The sequence below is a fragment of the Arthrobacter sp. AOP36-F1-5 genome, assembly GCF_058137995.1.
On record NZ_CM176892.1, the window covers coordinates 3,433,264 to 3,452,645 of the forward strand.

Here is a 19,382-nt window from a genome sequence, read left to right on the forward strand (position 1 = left end):
ATGACGAGTTCGCCACCAGTACAGCCTACCGGTCAGGACGCGGTACCGACGTTGATCCTCACTACGGTCGTGGTTTCCTCCAGCAACGAATCTCCCACGGTCAGGACTTCAGTTTCCCTGGCGCCAAGTTTTCGCAGGACCTTGGCTGCCTTATCGACTTCCTCCGCTGCACTACGACCCTTGATCGCCAACACCTCGCCCCGTCCATGCAGCAGGGGGATCGTGAGCCCGGCCAGGTTGCCCAATGCAGACACGGCGCGAGCGGTGACCACATCCGCGTTGATGTGCTCCACCGCCTGTTCGGCCCGGGAACGGTACACGGTGACGTTTTCCAACCCGAGGTCCTCCACTACTTCGTTCAGCCAGATACAACGCCGCTCAAGGGGTTCGATCAAAGTCAACGACAGGTCGGGACGAGCAATCGCGAAGGTCAGGCCGGGCAACCCTGCGCCACTTCCCACATCGGCAACCTCTGCCCCTTCAGCAATGAGCTCGGCGACCACCGCGCAATTCAACACGTGTCTACTCCAGAGACGAGGCACTTCCCGCGGGCCGAGGAGGCCACGTTCCATCCCGGTGGTGGCAAGGTGCTGAACGTACCTTTCGGCCAAAGGCAAACGATCTCCGAATATGGCCTGCGCCGCCCTCAATTCCGCTTCACTGGGCTGTACTTCCTGAATCACAACGCTCCTGTTCCTGGCTTCGGTAAGGTCGAACTCGCCGTAGGGTTAGGCGTCGCCCAGTGATACAACGATATGTCGGCGGCTTCCTTCGCCCTCGGATTCACTTTGCAATCCGAGATCGGCGACCGCGTCATGAACCAACTTTCGTTCATAAGCGCTCATAGGATCCAGCGCAATGTCCTCACCGCTTTCGCGGGCGCTCGCCACGGCCTCTTCGGCGATCTTCTTCAATTCGCCTGCCCGACCATCGCGGTATCCGGCAATATCCAGAACGAGCCGTGAACGATTGCCCGTCGCCGAGAGAACTGCGAGACGGGACAGTTCCTGGAGGGCTTCTAGGCCTTCCCCGTCACGACCGATCAGGTCCTTCAGGGATTCGTCTTCGGCTTCTTCACTGACGATGGAGATATAGGTCCGACCATTCCTGATCTCGATGTCGAGATCACCATCCAGATCGGCGATATCGAGCAATTCCTCGAGATAGTCCGCGGCGATGTCCCCCTCTTCCTCAGCACGGTTCGGCGCATCTGCGGTCTGGTCCATCGCCTGCATGGAAGGCTTCGTCTCATCCACGGTGTTCTCGACCGTGTCGGTGGCGTTCACATCGTCGGCACTCATCGTCTACTTCTTCTTCCTGTTCTTGCGCTGCGGTTGCTCGCGCTGTCCCTTGGGCTCGATGACCTCGGCTTCGACCACTTCGTCGGTCTTCTTCTGCCCGAGAGGCGGAAGACCCTTAGCTGCACGACGTTCATTGAGTTCGCGTGCCGCTTGGGAGCCGGGTGTCGGGTTGTTGCGGATCACGTAGAACTGCTGCCCCAGCGTCCAGACGTTCGTGGCGGTCCAGTAGATCAGTACACCGATGGGGAAGTTGATGCCGCCGATGCCGAACACCAGCGGCAGGATGTACATCATCATCTTCTGCTGCTGCATGAAGGGGCCCTGGAGGGCTTCCTTCGTCATGTTCTTGGTCATGATCTGTCGCTGCGTCGTGAACTGGCTCGCAGACATCGCGATGATCATCACGATCGCAGTGATGATGACGGAGACTTTCGGGGCCCCAGAATTCACCGTTCCGAGGAAGGTTTCCGACAGGCCGGCGCCAAAAATAGTCGACCCGTCAAAGCTACGCACCAGGTTGACGGACAATGCCCCGACGCTTTCCCCTTGATCACTGGCATGCGAAGCGTTGTTCAGTGTTCGGAAGAGGGCGAAGAAGAACGGCATCTGCACCAGAATCGGCAAGCAGGAAGCCAACGGGTTCGTCTTGTGCTTCTTGAACAGCTCCCGCTGTTCGGCAATCATGGCCTGCTGCGAGAGCTGGTCCTTCTTACCCTTATATTTAGCCTGCAGCTTCTTCAGATCGGGTTGGAGGACCTGCATCGCCCGCTGGGCCTTGATCTGTTTTACGAACACAGGGATCAGTGCAGTACGAATGAGCAACACCAGGCAGATGATGGACAACGTCCAGGTCCACCCCGAATCGGGATCCATGCCCACGAAAGTAAAGATCGCGTGGAAGGCCCGAAGGATCCATGAGACCACTTGGGTGAATGGCCACAGAAGTGTGTCTAGGAAGTTCATTTCCGGTTATGCTCCTCGAGCCGCATCCGCGGCATCATCGTCGGCGGGAATCGGCGGATGATTCAACACCATGATCTTGGGGGTTCTGCCTTCTGGCCAAATCCTGGATCCTGCAGGGACATGATCGATGCCGCCGTGACTCCATGGATTGCAGCGAAGGACGCGCCAAAAAGCCAACGCGCTGCCCTTGACGGCTCCATGTGCGGTGACCGCTTCCAGGCCGTACGCCGAGCAACTGGGAAAGTATCGACAGACGTCCCCGTATAAGGGCGAGATTGCCTTCCGATACCCCATGATCAAGAGGATCAAGAGGTTCCGGGGAAGATCCCAGAGCCAGCGAAGGGGTCCGGGACCAGCATCTGAAGGGACTTCAGCCAACCGAATGCCTCCTTCTTCTGCTCTCCGTCTTCAGCTCGGCTGCTTGCTGGCACGAATTGTCCAACGCTCGGCGCGCATCCGCGGATAAACCCGCCCATGTGGCCTGAGCCGAAGCGGGAAGGGCTCGCACCACGACGTCGTATCCTGACGCCAGTGAGGGAAGTTCCTGTGCCGCGACGGCCCTCAACCTCCTTTTAACGAGATTGCGGGTCACCGCGTTCCCGACGGCCTTGGACACGATAAAACCGAACCGCGTGGGTTCGGCATGATCGGCCTCAGGCCGCAAGCGTGCATATAGCACGACGTTCCGGCGCCCAGAACGGGCGCCGGAACGTACGGTGGCAGAGAATTCCGCGGCTGCGCGCAGACGGTGTCTCATGGGCAACATGGTCAGTATCCGACTCCGTCGGGGAACATGCTCACGTCACCCACGCGCGGTCCGCAGGAATGGCTCGATGCTATGCAGACAGCTCGGTGCGGCCCTTGGACCGGCGTGCTGACATGATGGCGCGACCTGCACGGGTGCGCATACGAAGACGGAAGCCGTGCTTCTTGGCACGACGGCGGTTATTCGGCTGAAAAGTCCGCTTGCTCACAGTAGTAACTCCAAGACGATCAAAGGATGCGCCTTAACCCGTTGCTACAAGGGGGAAGAACAGGCTGACGCTCGTATTTCATGTGGCACATTGGGTTGCCTGGCCCGAATCCCGCGTAAGCGGACGGATTGCAGGGTCCCAAAGCACACACACAGGACTAAACTACGATAGGCGACGCGTGGTAGCAAGGTCAAACCGGCACGCGGCGGATACCTCGGACATCCGACTACCGGGCTGTGAATAACTTCGTCTTCATTAATCCACAGTTGTGGACAACGAACAAGGCATTTGGGTGATTTCCCGCTACCGGCCATCGTCCTCGATCGCGCTCATGGTAGTTATCCGCAGCAATTCATTGGACTTGCGCGGCTGCTCGCCAATACTTCGCAGTTATCCACGGACTGTGAATAACGCTGTGGATGACGGCTAGAATCGAAACTCGTTGGTCGTCTTTCGCTTAGGGTGCGGGCCAGCGGAAACCTATCACCGGACCGGCCCACCTTGAAGGGGGAGATCGCAATGAGCACAGACGAATCCAACAGTGTCGGCAGCTCCTGGCGTCAAGTCGTTCGGATACTCGAACAAGACGATCGGGTCACCCCCCGCCAGCGCGGATTCGTGGTGCATGCCCGGCCGCTCGGCTTGATCGGCACCACCCTGCTGTTGGCCGTGCCCAATGAATTGACCCGCGAAGTTCTCCAAACCCAACTGAAGAATTCCCTCGACGCGGCACTACGCCAGGTCTTCCAGGATGACATCCTCTGTGCCTTCAGCATTGATGCCGATCTGGTCCCGGACACGGAGCCGGAGCCCAGCAAGCCCGAGCCGGCTCCGGTGGCCAAGGAACGGATGAGCGACCACCGTCCCCAACCTTCCCCGCCCTCGAATTCCCAGGAGTTCGGTCGCCTGAACCCCAAATACATCTTCGATACCTTCGTGATCGGCTCATCGAACCGCTTCGCCCACGCCGCCGCCGTGGCGGTCGCTGAAGCACCCGCCAAGGCATATAACCCGCTGTTCATATATGGGGATTCCGGGTTGGGCAAGACCCACTTGCTCCACGCCATCGGCCACTACGCCCGACATCTGTACAACGGCATCAGGGTCAGATATGTGAACTCCGAAGAGTTCACCAACGACTTCATCAACTCCATCCGCGACGACGAGGGCGCCAGCTTCAAGCAGACGTACCGCAACGTCGATATCCTCCTGATCGACGACATCCAGTTCCTGGCGAACAAGGATGCGACACAGGAGGAGTTCTTCCACACATTCAACGCGTTGCACAACCACAATAAGCAAGTCGTCATCACCTCGGATCTACCGCCGAAACAACTGGCGGGTTTTGAAGACCGGATGCGCTCGCGTTTCGAATGGGGACTGTTGACCGACATCCAGCCCCCTGAGTTGGAAACCAGGATCGCTATCCTGCGCAAAAAGGCCACCGCAGAGGGACTTTCGGCGCCGGACGATGTCATGGAGTACATCGCCTCGAAGATTTCAACGAACATCCGCGAGCTCGAAGGCGCCCTGATCCGCGTGACGGCTTTTGCCTCCTTGAACAACCAGACCGTGGACCTGACATTGGCCGAGCAAGTACTCAAGGACCTGATCACGGACGAGGGAGCCCAGGAGATCACGCCGGCCGCGATCATCGCCCAGACCGCTGACTACTTCAATCTCAGCATCGAGGAACTCAACAGCAAATCCAGGACACGCACCCTGGTGACCGCGCGACAGATCGCGATGTATCTACTGCGTGAGCTCACCGACATGTCGCTTCCAAAAATCGGGGCGGAACTCGGAGGGCGTGACCATACGACCGTGATCCACGCGGACCGCAAGATCAGGGAACTCATGGCAGAGCGCAGGGCGATCTTCAATCAGGTGACCGAACTGACCAACCGCATCAAGCAACAACAGCGCGAGGGCTAGGAAGCCCGAGTTTCCAGCGATATGAACGCTTGTGGATAAGTCTGTGGATAATTAAGTGGACGACTAGGTTCTTCTGCGGATAACTACAGGATTCCTGTGGACCCCCGAAATACCAATAGTTTTTATCCACCGGCCCGTTGGACTTCACACGATGGGAACCCACAAGTTGTGAACAGCCTTAAAGCCCGAGACGAACACGCGGGACATGGTTATCCACAGTATCCACAAGGGTTATTAACACTACTAATCCCTCTTTCTAGAAGAATCCAGATAACAAGTTCCCGTTCCCGACCACTCTGGCCTGCTGAGCACAGATCCCACCGGGGCAGTATGCCCACGTTGATGACTCGGGCTAAGCTTGCACCGGAAAGTTGTCACCAAAAGCTGTGAAAGGCGGATCACTACGTGAAGTTCAGTGTTGAAAGGGACGTTCTGGCAGATGCCGTGTCCTGGACCGCCCGTTCGCTGTCACAGCGGCCTCCCTCGCCGGTCCTCTCGGGGATCCTCATCAATGCGGGAGACTCGGTGGTCTCCTTCGCCGGTTTCGATTACGAAATTTCTGCTCATTTGGAGATCGCGGCGGAAGTCTCCACTCCCGGCACCATTCTTGTTTCAGGCAAACTGCTGGCTGAGATCTGCCGAAGCCTGCCCCAGTCGACCGTCACCATCGAAACGGAAGGCTCCAAGGTCACCGTCACTTGTGGCCGTAGCCGTTTCCACCTGGCGACCATGCCCGTGGCCGACTACCCCGAACTACCGGTCCTGCCGGAAATCGCCGGTGTCGTGGACGGGGCAGCCTTCTCCGAGGCCATCGCCCAAGTCATCGTCGCCGCCTCAAAGGACGACACACTGCCGATCCTCACGGGTGTGAAGATGGAGATCGAGGATGACCTGATCACTTTCCTGGCCACCGACCGTTACCGTCTGGCCATGCGTGAGGTTCATTGGAAGCCCACAACTCCCGGCATCTCAACCTCGGCCCTGGTGAAGGCCAAGACGCTCAACGAAGTCGCCAAGACCCTTGGCGGTGCCGGGGAGTTGCAGATCGCCCTCGGAGAGAACAGCGACCTCATTGGTTTCGAAAGCGGTAGCCGACGCACGACTTCACTCCTGGTCGACGGCGATTACCCGAAGATCAGGTCGTTGTTCCCGGAGAACACCCCCATCCATGCGACGGTCCGCACCCACGAGTTGGTTGAAGCAGTGCGTCGCGTCGCCGTCGTTGCAGAACGGAATACACCCGTTCGACTGGCCTTCACCGATTCCCAGCTGGCCCTTGATGCCGGTACGGGCGAAGACGCACAGGCCGAAGAAGCCATCGAGGCCCAGCTTGAAGGCGAAGAGATCACGGTGGCGTTCAATCCCGCGTACCTGAGCGAGGGCTTGAATGCCTTCAACACGGAGTTCGTTCGGTTCTCGTTCACCACCGCCCCCAAACCGGCGATGATGACCGCCCAAAAGGCACTCGACGGAAACGACGAGGACGACTACCGCTACCTGGTCATGCCGGTACGACTTCCAAACTAAGGCCAATCCACCGACCGGGGATTCCACTATCGAGGAGGATGCCATGCACATCGGAATGATCGGCTTGGGCAAGATGGGCTACAACATGCGGGCCCGCCTTCGCCAGGGTGGAATCGACGTCACTGGGTACGATCGGAACCCCGACGTGACCGATGTCGGATCCGTCGATGAACTACTGGCCCTGCTGCCGGATCGTAAAGTCCTGTGGATCATGGTTCCCTCAGGGGCCGTCACCGATGCGGTTGTCTCGGAGCTCGCGGGAAAACTGGGGGAGGACGATCTGGTCGTTGACGGCGGAAACACCCGATTCAGCGACGACATCCGCCATGGCACCGACCTGGCCAAAAGCGGCATACGCTTTGTGGATTGCGGCGTTTCAGGTGGCGTCTGGGGCCTGGAGAACGGCTACGGGCTCATGGCCGGCGGTGCTCCGGAGGACATCGAGGAACTTCTTCCGCTCTTTGATGCGTTGAGGCCGGAGGGAACCAGATCCGAGAGTTTCGTCCACGTCGGCGACATCGGCGCTGGGCATTACGCGAAAATGGTCCACAACGGCATTGAATACGGCATCATGCAGGCTTACGCCGAAGGCTATGAGCTCCTTGCCGCGAAGGAGATCATCAAAGACGTCCCCGGAACGTTCGGTGCCTGGCAGCAAGGAACGGTCATCCGTTCGTGGTTGCTGGATCTGCTGGTCAAGGCCTTGAAGGAAGACCCGGAACTCAAGGACATCGCCGGCTATGTAGAGGATTCAGGAGAAGGCCGTTGGACCGTTGAAGAGGCCATCGCCAATGCGGTTCCTGCCCCCGCCATTACGGCTTCGGTCTTTGCCCGGTTTGCCTCGCGGCAAGAAGATGCACCGGCAATGAAGATGGTTGCCGCCCTGCGGAACCAGTTCGGCGGACACGCGGTGCGCCGGCCGGGCGAATAAGCGGGACATCAGCAGTTGTACGTTTCTCATGTTTCCCTGACCGACTTCCGTTCCTATCGCCAAATCGACCTCGAACTCGCTCCGGGCACGACGGTCTTCGCTGGTCCCAATGGCGTGGGGAAGACCAATATTGCCGAAGCCTTGGGCTATTTGGCTTCGTTGTCCTCACACCGGGTGTCCAATGATGCTCCCTTGATTCATTTCGATGCCGACCAGGCTCTGGTTCGGGCCCGGATCCATCGGGGGGAGCAGGCGGTGGGGCTTGAACTGGAAATCACGGCGGGGAAGACCAATCGGGCGAGAATCAACCGGGCCAACCCCGTCAGGGCCCGCGAGATCCTGGGCATAGTGAGAACCGTGCTGTTCGCGCCCGAAGACCTGGCATTGGTCAAGGGGGATCCCTCGGAACGCCGGCGCTATCTCGATGATGTCCTGGTTGCCTTGCAGCCCCATCAAGCCGCCACGAGGTCCGACTACGAACGCGTCCTTAAACAACGCAATGCCCTGCTGAAATCGGCCCGTTCGTCTGGACGATTGTCCACCTCCCATGAAGCCACGCTTGCCGTGTGGGATCAGCATCTGGCATCGGCCGGGGCAAAACTGTTGCGCGGTCGGTTGGATGTCGTGGCCACCATCGAAGGACATATTTCGGATGCCTATGCGGGGCTGACGGACGGCTCGAAACCCGCCACGGTTATTTATACGTCCACGGTTGGTGGTGTCCTCCCCGCCGAAGACAACAACGGGGAGCAACCGCTGGCCGCCGGGGAACGCAGCCCGCTGGCCGAGCTCGATCTGGAGGAGCTCCACGAGGCCTTCCTGGCGTCCTTGGGGTCCCAGCGCAAGAAGGAACTCGAACGGGGACTGACTCTGGTTGGACCACATCGGGATGATCTGGTTCTCGGTCTTGGACAGGCGCCGGCCAAGGGATATGCCTCCCATGGTGAAACGTGGTCCCTCGCCCTGTCGCTTCGATTGGCGGTCTACCGTGCCCTGTGTGAAGACGACGCGCGACCCGGTGCGAAGCCGATCCTCATCCTTGATGACGTGTTCGCCGAGCTCGACCTTTCACGGCGACAAAAATTGGCGGCGGTGGTCGCCGACGCCGAACAGGTCATCGTGACGGCCGCGGTCGTCGGCGACGTCCCGGATGAGTTGGGTGGGCGGGTGCTGACCGTGGGTCCAGGAACGGTATCGGCATGAGCCCGGCCGATAAGACCCCCGGGGAAGGGCCGGCGGAATTCGATGCTGCCCGGACCATGTTGAATCGCATGCGTCAGAATGCCGTGGCCCGGGGAGAAGTCAGGATAGATGCAGCCAGGGCCCGGCGGGCAGGAGAACGTAGCGCGCAGGCCCGGGAGATGCGGCGCCGTTCACCCACTGGTGTCTCCTACGAGGACGGCCGGGATCCACAGGGCATCGGGACGGTGTTCGGACGAATGGTCCGTGATAGGGGGTGGACATCCCCGGTGGCCGTTGGATCGGTGATGTCCCGGTGGACCGAATTGGTGGGACCGCAAATCAATGCCCACTGCACGCCGGAAAGCTTCGAGGACACGACCGTCGTGGTCAGATGTGATTCGACTGCGTGGGCGACCCAGGTCCGGCTCCTGAGCCACAGCCTGCTCAAGACCTTCGACGAGAAGCTTGGGCCCGGAGTGGTCACCGTCATCCAAGTCCTTGGCCCTTCGGCCCCCAGCTGGAAAAAGGGGATGCGCCGGGTTGCTGGCCGTGGGCCCCGGGACACCTACGGATAGCTGCGGATCATCCAGGAAGAAGCTTTTCGGTCATGGAAGACCGACCGCCCCCGGAAGTTACCGACAGGGAACCGGCTACAGAGGCACTGGGAGCCCCATCGGCACATAGGGCCTCACTCAAGGGCACTGGAGAGGCTTCTAGGCCGGTTTTTTTGCCAATGAGAGGCAATTGGGGGCTGATTTACCCCACCACGGCTGAGAAACACGGTAGAATTGTAGTTACGGTGCCCGCCCGTCCACGGTCAGGGCGCCGGTTCATGGATGCCCGATCTACCGGATCGGCGTCCTCCGAGAACGCACAAGGAGTCTGCACCGCCTGTGGATACTGAGAACACCACCCCCGAGGACGAGAATTCCACAGCACCACAGGAGCCGATAGCGGCCCAGGAACCCGGTCCGGCCGTAGAACCGGAATCAGTAGTGGAGCAGGAACCACACGAGAATTCCCACCGGGTCGAACACGCTTACGGAGCCAGCGACATCACGGTCCTGGAAGGCCTGGAGGCCGTTCGTAAACGGCCCGGCATGTACATCGGCTCGACGGGGCCGCGCGGCTTGCATCACCTGGTCTATGAGGTGGTCGACAACTCCGTCGACGAAGCTCTGGCTGGATACTGCGACACCATCAAGGTGGCCCTGCAGGAGGACGGCGGTGTCCGGGTCGAAGACAACGGACGTGGCATCCCCGTGGACATGCACCCGACCGAAGGACGGCCGACCGTCGAGGTCGTCATGACCATTCTGCACGCCGGTGGCAAGTTCGGTGGAGGCGGCTATGCCGTTTCCGGCGGTCTGCACGGGGTGGGTGTCTCGGTCGTCAATGCCCTTTCCAGCCGCGTCGACGCCGAGATTCATCGGCAGGGCAACGTCTACCGGATGTCATTCGCTGATGGCGGGAAGCCCCAGGGCGAACTGGTCAAGGGCGAGGAAACCGAAAAGACCGGAACGACGATCACGTTCTATCCGGATGCGGGGATCTTCGATACCACCGAGTTCGACTTCGAGACCATCCGCATACGTTTCCAGCAGATGGCCTTCTTGAATAAGGGTCTGCGTATTTCCCTGACCGATGAGCGCACGCTCGATGATTCGGCCGATGAGATCGCCGAGGACGACACTGAGGAACGGGCCCACGAGGCCGAGGAACCCAAGCACCGGTTCGTCGACTACTGCTACCAAAACGGGTTGCTCGACTATGTGGAGTACCTCAACACGTCGAAGAAGGCCGACCTCGTCCACCCTGACGTCATCGCCTTCGAAAGCGAAGACACGGAACGGATGATTTCCGTTGAGGTCGCGATGCAGTGGACGACCGCCTATTCGGAATCCGTCCATACCTACGCCAACACGATCAACACCCATGAGGGCGGAACGCACGAAGAGGGCTTCCGGGCGGCGATGACCTCGCTGATCAACCGCTACGCCAAGGAAAAAGGCATCCTCAAGGACAAGGATGACAACCTCACCGGTGACGACATCCGGGAAGGCCTCACGGCGGTGATCTCCATCAAGCTGGGAGAACCGCAGTTCGAGGGCCAGACCAAGACCAAGCTGGGCAACTCCATGGCCAAGGGGTTCGTCCAGGGTGTGGTCAACGACGAACTTGGAGACTGGCTCGAGCGCAACCCCTCGACGGCCAAGGACATCATCAGGAAGTCCCTTTTTGCCGCCCAGGCCCGTATGGCGGCTCGGAAGGCCCGGGACAATGCCCGTCGCAAATCCCCGCTGGAGTCATTCGGGATGCCGGGCAAGCTCTCGGATTGCTCCTCGAAGAACCCCTCCGAGTGCGAGGTCTACATCGTGGAGGGTGATTCCGCCGGTGGTTCGGCCAAACGCGGTCGTGATCCCCGGACCCAGGCCATCCTGCCGTTGCGCGGGAAGATCCTGAACGTGGAGCGTGCACGCCTGGACCGGGCCTTGGGAAATGCCGAGGTCCAATCGATGATCACGGCCTTCGGAACGGGCATCGGCGAGGAATTCGATATGGCCAAGCTCCGGTACCACAAGATCGTGTTGATGGCCGATGCCGATGTGGACGGCCAGCACATCACCACGCTGCTGCTGACCCTGGTCTTCCGGTACATGCGTCCGCTGATCGAAAATGGCTACGTGTACTTGGCGCAGCCACCGCTGTACCGGATCAAGTGGTCCAACTCGGCTCATGAATACGTCTTCTCGGATGCCGAGCGGGATGCCTCCCTGACCGCTGGTGCGGCGGCCAATAAGCGCCTCCCCAAGGACAACGCCATCCAACGCTATAAGGGCCTGGGCGAAATGGACTACTCCGAGCTCTGGGACACCACCATGGACCCGGACCACCGGACCCTGCGTCAGATCACCATGGAAGACGCCGCCGCAGCGGATCAGATCTTCGCGGTGCTCATGGGCGAGGACGTTGAATCCCGCCGTAACTTCATCCAGCAGAACGCCAAGGACGTGCGCTTCCTCGATATCTGAGGAAACCGTCCCCACGTTCCGACGCAGCTTTGAATAGAGGAAGAAACCGATGAGCGACGAGACGCCAGAAAACCCCCACGACCCGGAGCACGAGGACGTCGTGCAGCCGGACCAGCCCCTGGCCGCGGCCACCATCGACAGGGTCGAACCCATCGACCTGCAGACCGAGATGCAACGGTCGTATCTCGACTACGCGATGGCCGTGATCGTCGGCCGTGCCCTGCCCGACGTCAGGGATGGGCTCAAGCCGGTCCACCGCCGCGTCCTGTACGCGATGTTCGACGGCGGCTACCGCCCGGAACGGTCCTACAACAAGTGCGCGCGTGTGGTCGGCGAGGTCATGGGTCAGTACCATCCCCACGGTGACACCGCGATCTACGATGCCCTGGTCCGGCTTATCCAGGACTGGACCTTGCGCTACCCGTTGGCCCTGGGACAGGGGAACTTCGGCTCCCCGGGCAATGATGGTGCCGCGGCCCCGAGGTACACGGAAACCAAGATGGCTCCCCTGGCCATGGAGATGGTTCGCGAAATCGACGAGGAGACCGTCGACTTCCAGGACAACTACGACGGGAAGAACCAGGAGCCGACGATTCTGCCGGCACGGTTCCCGAACCTGTTGGTCAACGGCTCCTCCGGCATTGCCGTCGGAATGGCCACCAACATCCCTCCGCATAACCTGCGTGAAGTGGCCGCCGGTGCGCAGTGGTACCTGCAGAATCCGGAGGCGACGAAGGAAGAGCTGCTTGAAGCCTTGATGCAACACATCAAGGGACCGGACTTCCCCACCGGGGCACTCATCCTGGGCCGCCGCGGTATCGAGGATGCCTATAGGACCGGACGTGGCTCGGTGACCATGCGTGCCGTGGTCAATGTCGAGGAGCTGCAGGGGCGGACCTGCCTGGTCATCACCGAATTGCCGTACCAGGCCAACCCGGACAACCTTTCCATCAAGATCGCCGAGCTCGTCAGGGACGGCAAGATGGGTGGCATCGCAGATCTCCGTGACGAGACGTCCGGCAGGACCGGCCAGCGTCTGGTGATCGTCCTCAAACGTGATGCCGTCGCCAAGGTGGTGTTGAACAACCTCTATAAGCACACGGAGCTGCAGGGGAACTTCTCGGCAAACATGCTGGCCATCGTGGACGGCGTACCGCGTACCTTGTCCTTGGATGCCTTCATCCGTCACTGGGTCAACCACCAGATCGATGTCATCGTCCGGCGAACACAGTTCCGGCTGCGCAAGGCCGAAGAGCAGGCCCATATTTTGCGGGGACTTCTCAAGGCGCTGGACGCCTTGGACGAGGTCATTGCCCTCATCCGCCGGTCTCCGACCGTCGAGGACGCGCGTAACGGCCTGAAGGACCTGCTCGATATCGACGACCTCCAAGCCCAGGCCATTCTGGACATGCAGCTGCGTCGACTAGCAGCCCTGGAGCGCCAGAAGATCCAGGACCAGCACGCGAAGCTGGAGGCCGAGATCACCGAATACAAGATCATTCTGGCCGATCCGGTGCGTCAGCGCGAGATCATTTCCGAGGAGCTCGACGGAATCGTCCAGCGCCACGGGGATGACCGTCGTACGCAGATCGTCGCCGGCTATGACGGTGACATGTCGATGGAAGACCTCATCCCCGAAGAGGAAATGGTGGTCACCATCACCCGCGGCGGCTACATCAAGCGGACCCGAAGCGACAACTACCGCTCGCAAAACCGTGGTGGCAAGGGGATCCGGGGCGCCCAGTTGCGTGGGGACGACGTGGTCGAGCACTTCTTCGTCACCACCACGCACAACTGGCTGCTTTTCTTCACCAACCACGGGCGCGTGTACCGGGCGAAGTGCTACGAGCTGGCCGAGGGCGGTCGCGATGCCAAGGGCCAGCACGTGGCGAACGTGATGGCTTTCCAACCGGATGAGCATATTGCCCAGGTCCTGGACCTGCGCGATTACGAGCAGTCGCCCTATCTGGTGTTGGCAACCCGCCGGGGACTGGTGAAGAAGAGTCGACTGACCGACTACGACACGAACCGTTCCGCCGGGGTGATCGCCGTGAACCTGCGGGAAGGCGACGAGCTGGTGTCGGCGCAGCTGATCTCGGAAACCGATGATCTGATGCTCGTTTCACGCCACGGACAGTCCGTGCGGTTCACAGCCACCGACGAAGCGTTGCGTCCGATGGGCAGGAACACGTCGGGAGTCACCGGCATGAAGTTCCGTGATGACGACGTCTTGCTGACCGCGGGCGTCGTGGGAGAAGACTCCTATGTCTTCACCGTCACGGAGGGAGGCTACGCCAAGCGGACCTCTGTGCAGGAATACCGTGTGCAGACGCGGGGCGGCATCGGCATCAAGGTGGCTAAGTTGGCCGACGAACGCGGAGTCCTGGCCGGGGCCCTCATCGTCGAGGAAACCGACGAAGTGCTCGTGGTCATGCAGCGCGGGAAGGTCGTCAGGTCCAAGGTCACGCAGGTGCCGGCCAAGGGACGCGACACCATGGGGGTCATCTTCGCGAAGCCGGATAAGAAGGACCGGATCATCGCAGTGGCCAAGAATGCTGAGCGTGGGCTGGGAGTCGATGAGGACGAGGATGAAGTACCGTTGGATCCTGAAGATTCTCAGCAGAGGGCACCGGTAGTGGACGGGGCACCGGCCGATGGTGAAACCGGCTCCGTTGCCGCGGAGTCCGTGGAAGCCACCCAGGCTGCTGATGAGACCGAAATCGACGGAGGTAATGCGTGAGCACCCCGAACAACCCGCGCCCAGCGGCGCCGCGGCAAAAGCCCGGCGGACAGCAGGGACGCCCGACCGCTCCCACGCAACGACCTGCCTCCGGTGGCCAGCGTCCTTCGGGCCAGTCAGCCGCAGGCAGGAGCCCCGCCCAGAAGAAGGGGACCCAGCAGCTCGTGCGGCCGGCGCCCAAAGCGAAGGTCCGTAAGGCCCGACTGCTCATCAGCAAGGTCGATCCCTGGTCGATCCTGAAGATGGCGTTCTTGTTGTCGGTGGCGTTGGGGATCGTCACCGTCGTGGCGGCCGTCGTACTGTGGACCGTCCTGGATCTGACCGGCATCTTTGATCGAGTGAACGATCTTCTCGGGGAGGTGATCGGTTCGGAGTCAGGATTCGACCTCAAGGAGCTAGTTTCCCTGGGCCAGGTTGCCTCCTTCGCGACCATCATCGCCGTTGTGAACGTGGTGCTGCTCACGGCCATGTCGATGCTCGCTGCCGTGCTTTATAACATTTCCTCCACCCTGGTCGGTGGAATCGGGGTCACCCTCACCGACGACTGATCGGGTACTGATCGGCTTCCGCGGCGTCGTGTCCACCACGCCGCGGAAGCCGATTTGTTTTCCCGGCGACCGGTCCGGTAAAGTCATATCTCGTCCTGAAGGGACAATGAGGGCGTATAGCTCAGGCGGTTAGAGCGCTTCGCTGATAACGAAGAGGTCCCAGGTTCAAGTCCTGGTACGCCCACGGAATCCCTCCATCTTCCAGGAACTGTGGAGAATGCATGCGGAAATTATTGGTCGCAGTCGTGGCCGCCGCCTCCGTGGTCGTCTACCGTAGATGGAAGGCCTCCGAATCGGAGAAATCCGTGTGGAAGGCATCGACGGATCAACTCGATTGATTCCCGTCACGGGGGTATGGCGCAATTGGTAGCGCACCTGCTTTGCAAGCAGGGGGTTAGGGGTTCGAGTCCCCTTACCTCCACCCAAAGTGTCTTACGGGAACACGCGACATCGAAAGATGTTGTGTGTTCCCGTTTCGCTTCCTTGCCTTCGTCGCCGCCCTGGTGCGCTTCGCGGAAGATCGTCGCGAAAGGTTCGGCCAGCGTGGGACGGAGCTGTTCGTCGTCGGTGATGTCGAGGCGCGTGTAGAACGCTTGGTTCGCGAGTCGCCTGTCAGCGTCTCCGGAGCGCGTGTAGGCACGGTGCGCGTCGGTGAGCAGCCGTAGCGAGTCGTGGAGGAAGGCGCGCCCGCCGGTGTGGTGCTCGCTGTGTTCAGCGAGTCGGCGGTTCACATCGGCGAGGCCCGCGCGGATGCGGTCTTGGTGCCTTTTCAACGTGTCGAGGTCGATGGCGTCGGCGAAGTGCGCGGCGAGGAGCTTGTCGGACTCGGATTCCAACCTGGCTCGGTTCGCCGTCAGATCGGCAAGTTTCTGGTCTTGGCTGGTGTTGCGCTTGTCGAATGCCGCATCAACGTCGGCCGCGATTCGTTGGTAGGTGGTGTCACTAATCGTGATGCTCGCGTAGGAGTCCGCGACGAGACGTTCCGCGACCGCGACGGGAACCGCGCGTCTGGTACAGGTCGTCTTCTTCGCAGCGCGGCCGGAGCAGATGAAGTAGGCGTAGGTGACACCGCGTGGGTTGGTGGCGAAGTCGAGCAGCATCCGCGACCCACAGGTGCCGCAGTGCAGCAGGCCCTTGAGGTGGTGGGCGTGCTGGACGTGCCGGGTCATCTTCGCCGTCCGCGCCCGGAGCAGCGACTGCACCTTGTCGAACAGCGCAGGCTCCACGATGGGATCATGCGCGCCCGGATGCAGCGCACCTTTGTAGCGGATCACTCCCGCGTAGTACGGGTTCGTCAGGAGCTTGTAGAGCGTGTTCTTCCCCAACGGCTTCGACGGACGCTTCGGCGTCGGCACCGTGAGTAGCCCCCGTGCGGTGAGGTCGCGGAGGAGGCCGGTGACGGAGGTCTCGCCTTCGGCGTAGTGCTCGAACGCCCAGGTGATGAGCGGTGCTCGTTCGGGATCGACCTCGACCGTGCGAACCTCCCGCCCGTTGTCGTCCGTCTTGCGGACGTTCAAATAGCCGATGGGGGCGCGCATCGGGGTGCCGCCCTGGGCGACCTTCTGGGTGAGGCCCTTGGTGACTTCGGTGGCGAGGTTGCGGCTGTAGAACTCCGCAATACTCGACATGATGCCGTGCACGAGCATCCCCGACGGCGTCTGATCGATGCTCTCGGTCGCCGACACCAGGGTGACGCCTGCGCCTATGAGTGCTTCGTGGATTTTCACATCGTCCGAACGGTTGCGGGCGAGCCGGTCGAGCTTGTGGACGATGCAGAACGTGATCCGGGTGGCGGCGATGAACGCCAACATCTCCTGCAACCCATCCCGATCCGCAGACCTCGCAGACTCCCCGGCATCCACGAACTCCCGCACAACCCGCGCGCCCAGTTCGTTGGCCTTCCTCGCGTTGGCCTCTCGCTGCGCGGGGATCGAGAACCCCTCCTCGGTTCCGCCCCGCTCAGCCTGCTCACGGGTCGAGACGCGGAGATAGGACACAGCCAGCAGCACCGGCCGATCGTCCGCTTGCGCGTTGGTCGGGATGACTGTGGGAGCGGTGGTGGTCATGCGGTGCTCTTTCGTCGGTGCAACAGCTCGGGTTCTTCATGCTCTTCTACTCTGCCGCGCGCATCTGACATCAGGCTCAGATTCGCAGGCATCGGGAGGTCGTAAGGGTCAGGTTCCCCGGCCCGGTAAGCCTCCCAACGCGCCTGGGTGATGTTCAGCACCCACTCCACGAGCTTCCCCATGTCGGGTTCGGCACGGCGGATCGTGCGGAGACGGAGCTGCCCCGGATCGCTCCCCGCCCCTGCCCCGAGCGCAGCCCGGCTTTGCGCCGCGTGTGGTGGGCGCTCACGGGTCGGGGCTGGGGTCAGGCCACTCACCACCAATCTCATACAAAAGCAGATACGCCAGAACCAAGGTAGCACACTCCTCGCGTAACGGCCATTGTTTGAGATGAAGTGGTGGTTCCACTACGATCAGAGGCATGAGTCAAGACGTGGAGGACATGCCGCTGCTGGTCCCCGAAGACCTGCCAGCAGGCTGGGTGATGCCTGATCCTCCCGTGATCGCCTCTTCTGCCGACTCGGTAGCCATCGATGCCGCGCTCAAGTACGACAAGCGGACATACCCCACGCCGGGGTCGGACGGGAACCTGAGCGGGTATAACGATGGTCGCGACGGTCGCTGGTTCCTCATCGAGCACACCCAGTCCCGTACCCGCGTGCTGCTACGCCTGCAACGCCAATACCTCATGCACCAAGAGCCAATGGGTGAAGTGCGGATCACGGGGATCGTCTACCTGCCCGAGCTGGCGGGCGACCCGGTGGCCAGCCCGATCCTTCGGAACTTGCCGACCTCCCGGATTGAGGCGGCGATCAACCGCCGCCAGTTCACCGTCACCGGAGCCACCCGCTTCGAGGGCGGCACACTCACCATGCCCTCGGGTCGCATTCTCCACTCCTCAGAGGTCATGCAGCCGTTGGGGAACCCGAAGCGGATCGCGGACTTCTACGAAGTCGTCGCCCTCCAACACACCCGCCTCGTAGACGACGGGGAGACAAACCCGACCGCGAAGATGGCAGAAATCAGCCGCGTACCCCTCTCCACCGCACAAGGCTGGGTCGCCCGCGCCCGCTCGAAGGGGTTGCTCCCGCCTGGACGACGCGGACGCGCGGGATAGTTGGACGAAACGCAGAGCATGACCTTTGATTTCGTGAGAGAAGCGACGGCGGCAGACCGTGGGCTGCTCGCGCGGGCGACGCTCGACAACCTGAACTGGAACGGCCCGCGTTTCACCATGCGTGAGGTCGAGGACACCCCGCAGTTCCGCCACTACTACGACGAGTGGCCAAGAGATGAGGACTTCGGCCTCGTCTCTGAGGACGCCGACAGAATGGTCGTCGCAGTGGTCTGGCTACGTTACTTCACCGCCCAAGACCCCGGCTACGGATTCGTCGCGGACACCATCCCGGAGCTGAGCATCTGGGTCAGCGCCGCGCATCGAGGCCAAGGCATTGGTGGACTGCTCCTGCATCGAATCTCCGAGACAGCTCGATCCCGTGGCGTCGCGGCGATCAGCCTCTCCGTCGAGGACGGCAACCCCGCCGCGAGACTCTACGCCCGGCACGGCTTCCGACCTGCCCCGAACGGTGTGCCGGGCTGCCTGCTCATGGAACTCTGACGCAAGCTTTTCGCCACCTACCGGCGGGCTTCGCAGTCAGTCAATGACGGCGGCAACCGCTTCGATCTCGACCAGCTGGTCGTCGTAGCCCAACACCGTCACGCCCATCAACGTGCTCGGCACGTCGTGTTCTCCGAAGGCATCGCGCACGACCTCCCAGGCCGTAACAAGATTGCTCTGCGAAGAAGATGCGACCAGCACGCGAGTGCTGATGACATCCTGGATCGTCGCGCCAGAAGCGGCGAGAGCACGCTTCATCGTTTCGATACATGCGGCAGCCTGGCCCGCGTAATCGCCGACCGCGACGGTGGTACCGTGCTCGTCAAGCGGGCACGATCCGGCGAGGAAGATCAACCGAGAGTCCTTCGGTGCTGTGGCCGCATACGCGTACTCGGCGACGTCTGAGAGGTCGGAAGCTCGGATCAACTGAACGGAACTCGGCATGCCCCTCATTCTCTCAGGACAGTCGCCGCCGTCATGTCCGCGCCACCTGACCCCGTGCCGCCGACCTTGCCGAGCACGCTCCGCACGCGCCACCTATGTACCCCGCCTTCCACCCCAGCAC

The 19,382-nt window shown here is 61.3% G+C and carries 19 protein-coding genes, 2 tRNA genes and 1 pseudogene; 14 read left to right on the forward strand and 8 right to left on the reverse strand.

The features are described from left to right. Nucleotides 1–32: 32 nt before the first annotated feature. From rsmG to rpmH, 6 genes are all read right to left on the reverse strand, one after another. Complete coding sequence (gene rsmG / locus AC3ZI9_RS15830) at nt 33–683, reverse strand: 16S rRNA (guanine(527)-N(7))-methyltransferase RsmG (RefSeq protein WP_444554457.1); 651 nt, start codon at nt 681–683, stop codon at nt 33–35. 45 nt (nt 684–728) lie between these two features. Next, complete coding sequence (locus tag AC3ZI9_RS15835; protein WP_444554492.1) at nt 729–1,235, reverse strand: Jag family protein; 507 nt, start codon at nt 1,233–1,235, stop codon at nt 729–731. Between the two features lie 69 nt (nt 1,236–1,304). Continuing rightward, nucleotides 1,305–2,264, reverse strand: coding sequence for a membrane protein insertase YidC (gene yidC, locus AC3ZI9_RS15840; protein ID WP_444554458.1), 960 nt, complete (start codon nt 2,262–2,264; stop codon nt 1,305–1,307). 6 nt (nt 2,265–2,270) lie between these two features. Beyond that, nucleotides 2,271–2,648, reverse strand: a complete 378-nt coding sequence (gene yidD / locus AC3ZI9_RS15845) for a membrane protein insertion efficiency factor YidD (protein ID WP_444554493.1) — start codon at nt 2,646–2,648, stop codon at nt 2,271–2,273. Continuing rightward, complete coding sequence (gene rnpA, locus AC3ZI9_RS15850; RefSeq protein ID WP_444554459.1) at nt 2,635–3,030, reverse strand: ribonuclease P protein component; 396 nt, start codon at nt 3,028–3,030, stop codon at nt 2,635–2,637. The genes yidD and rnpA overlap by 14 nt, the downstream gene beginning before the upstream one ends. 70 nt (nt 3,031–3,100) lie before the next feature. Next, nucleotides 3,101–3,238 (reverse strand): 50S ribosomal protein L34, encoded by a 138-nt coding sequence (rpmH, locus tag AC3ZI9_RS15855; RefSeq protein ID WP_444554460.1) that lies wholly within the window; start codon nt 3,236–3,238, stop codon nt 3,101–3,103. Between the two features lie 519 nt (nt 3,239–3,757). Between rpmH and dnaA the strand changes: the two genes are divergently transcribed. From dnaA to AC3ZI9_RS15915, 12 genes are all read left to right on the forward strand, one after another. Next, entirely contained in the window at nt 3,758–5,173 is a 1,416-nt protein-coding gene (dnaA, locus tag AC3ZI9_RS15860) for a chromosomal replication initiator protein DnaA (protein ID WP_444554461.1), read from the forward strand. A 405-nt stretch (nt 5,174–5,578) separates the two neighbouring features. Then, the gene (dnaN, locus tag AC3ZI9_RS15865) at nt 5,579–6,700 is read left to right on the forward strand and encodes a DNA polymerase III subunit beta (RefSeq protein ID WP_444554462.1); all 1,122 of its coding nucleotides are present in this window, start codon (nt 5,579–5,581) and stop codon (nt 6,698–6,700) included. 43 nt (nt 6,701–6,743) lie between these two features. Then, complete coding sequence (gene gnd, locus AC3ZI9_RS15870) at nt 6,744–7,631, forward strand: phosphogluconate dehydrogenase (NAD(+)-dependent, decarboxylating) (RefSeq protein WP_444554463.1); 888 nt, start codon at nt 6,744–6,746, stop codon at nt 7,629–7,631. Nucleotides 7,632–7,646: 15 nt separating this feature from the next. Next, nucleotides 7,647–8,834: a DNA replication/repair protein RecF gene (recF, locus tag AC3ZI9_RS15875; protein ID WP_444554464.1), complete on the forward strand. Its 1,188-nt coding sequence runs from the start codon at nt 7,647–7,649 to the stop codon at nt 8,832–8,834. Beyond that, nucleotides 8,831–9,388 (forward strand): DciA family protein, encoded by a 558-nt coding sequence (locus AC3ZI9_RS15880; RefSeq protein ID WP_444554465.1) that lies wholly within the window; start codon nt 8,831–8,833, stop codon nt 9,386–9,388. The genes recF and AC3ZI9_RS15880 overlap by 4 nt, the downstream gene beginning before the upstream one ends. Nucleotides 9,389–9,649: 261 nt before the next feature. Continuing rightward, complete coding sequence (gyrB, locus tag AC3ZI9_RS15885) at nt 9,650–11,845, forward strand: DNA topoisomerase (ATP-hydrolyzing) subunit B (RefSeq protein ID WP_444554466.1); 2,196 nt, start codon at nt 9,650–9,652, stop codon at nt 11,843–11,845. Between the two features lie 49 nt (nt 11,846–11,894). After that, a complete protein-coding gene (gyrA, locus tag AC3ZI9_RS15890; RefSeq protein ID WP_444554467.1) occupies nt 11,895–14,585 on the forward strand; it encodes a DNA gyrase subunit A in 2,691 nt (896 codons plus the stop codon). Next, nucleotides 14,582–15,133: a DUF3566 domain-containing protein gene (locus tag AC3ZI9_RS15895; protein WP_444554468.1), complete on the forward strand. Its 552-nt coding sequence runs from the start codon at nt 14,582–14,584 to the stop codon at nt 15,131–15,133. The genes gyrA and AC3ZI9_RS15895 overlap by 4 nt, the downstream gene beginning before the upstream one ends. A 110-nt stretch (nt 15,134–15,243) precedes the next feature. Beyond that, a tRNA-Ile gene (locus AC3ZI9_RS15900) sits at nt 15,244–15,317 on the forward strand. Nucleotides 15,318–15,354: 37 nt separating this feature from the next. Continuing rightward, nucleotides 15,355–15,471 carry a DLW-39 family protein gene (locus tag AC3ZI9_RS15905; RefSeq protein ID WP_444554469.1) on the forward strand — a complete coding sequence of 39 codons (117 nt, stop codon included), beginning with the start codon at nt 15,355–15,357 and terminating at the stop codon, nt 15,469–15,471. Between the two features lie 10 nt (nt 15,472–15,481). Then, nucleotides 15,482–15,554, forward strand: a tRNA-Ala gene (locus tag AC3ZI9_RS15910). Nucleotides 15,555–15,597: 43 nt separating this feature from the next. Next, complete coding sequence (locus AC3ZI9_RS15915) at nt 15,598–15,798, forward strand: hypothetical protein (RefSeq protein WP_441356577.1); 201 nt, start codon at nt 15,598–15,600, stop codon at nt 15,796–15,798. Nucleotides 15,799–16,158: 360 nt separating this feature from the next. On the opposite strand, the pseudogene AC3ZI9_RS15920 reads toward AC3ZI9_RS15915, so the two are convergent. Then, nucleotides 16,159–17,199, reverse strand: a pseudogene (locus AC3ZI9_RS15920) (recombinase family protein); the annotation flags it as partial. A gap of 421 nt (nt 17,200–17,620) precedes the next feature. Here AC3ZI9_RS15920 and AC3ZI9_RS15925 point away from each other — a divergent pair. Both AC3ZI9_RS15925 and AC3ZI9_RS15930 read left to right on the forward strand, forming a co-directional pair. Continuing rightward, the gene (locus AC3ZI9_RS15925; RefSeq protein WP_441356576.1) at nt 17,621–18,316 is read left to right on the forward strand and encodes a hypothetical protein; all 696 of its coding nucleotides are present in this window, start codon (nt 17,621–17,623) and stop codon (nt 18,314–18,316) included. An 18-nt stretch (nt 18,317–18,334) separates the two neighbouring features. Beyond that, a complete protein-coding gene (locus tag AC3ZI9_RS15930) occupies nt 18,335–18,817 on the forward strand; it encodes a GNAT family N-acetyltransferase (protein WP_441442608.1) in 483 nt (160 codons plus the stop codon). A 36-nt stretch (nt 18,818–18,853) separates the two neighbouring features. Here the strand turns inward: AC3ZI9_RS15930 and AC3ZI9_RS15935 are convergent, their stop codons facing one another. Further along, entirely contained in the window at nt 18,854–19,261 is a 408-nt protein-coding gene (locus AC3ZI9_RS15935) for a RidA family protein (protein WP_441356574.1), read from the reverse strand. Nucleotides 19,262–19,382: the final 121 nt, after the last annotated feature.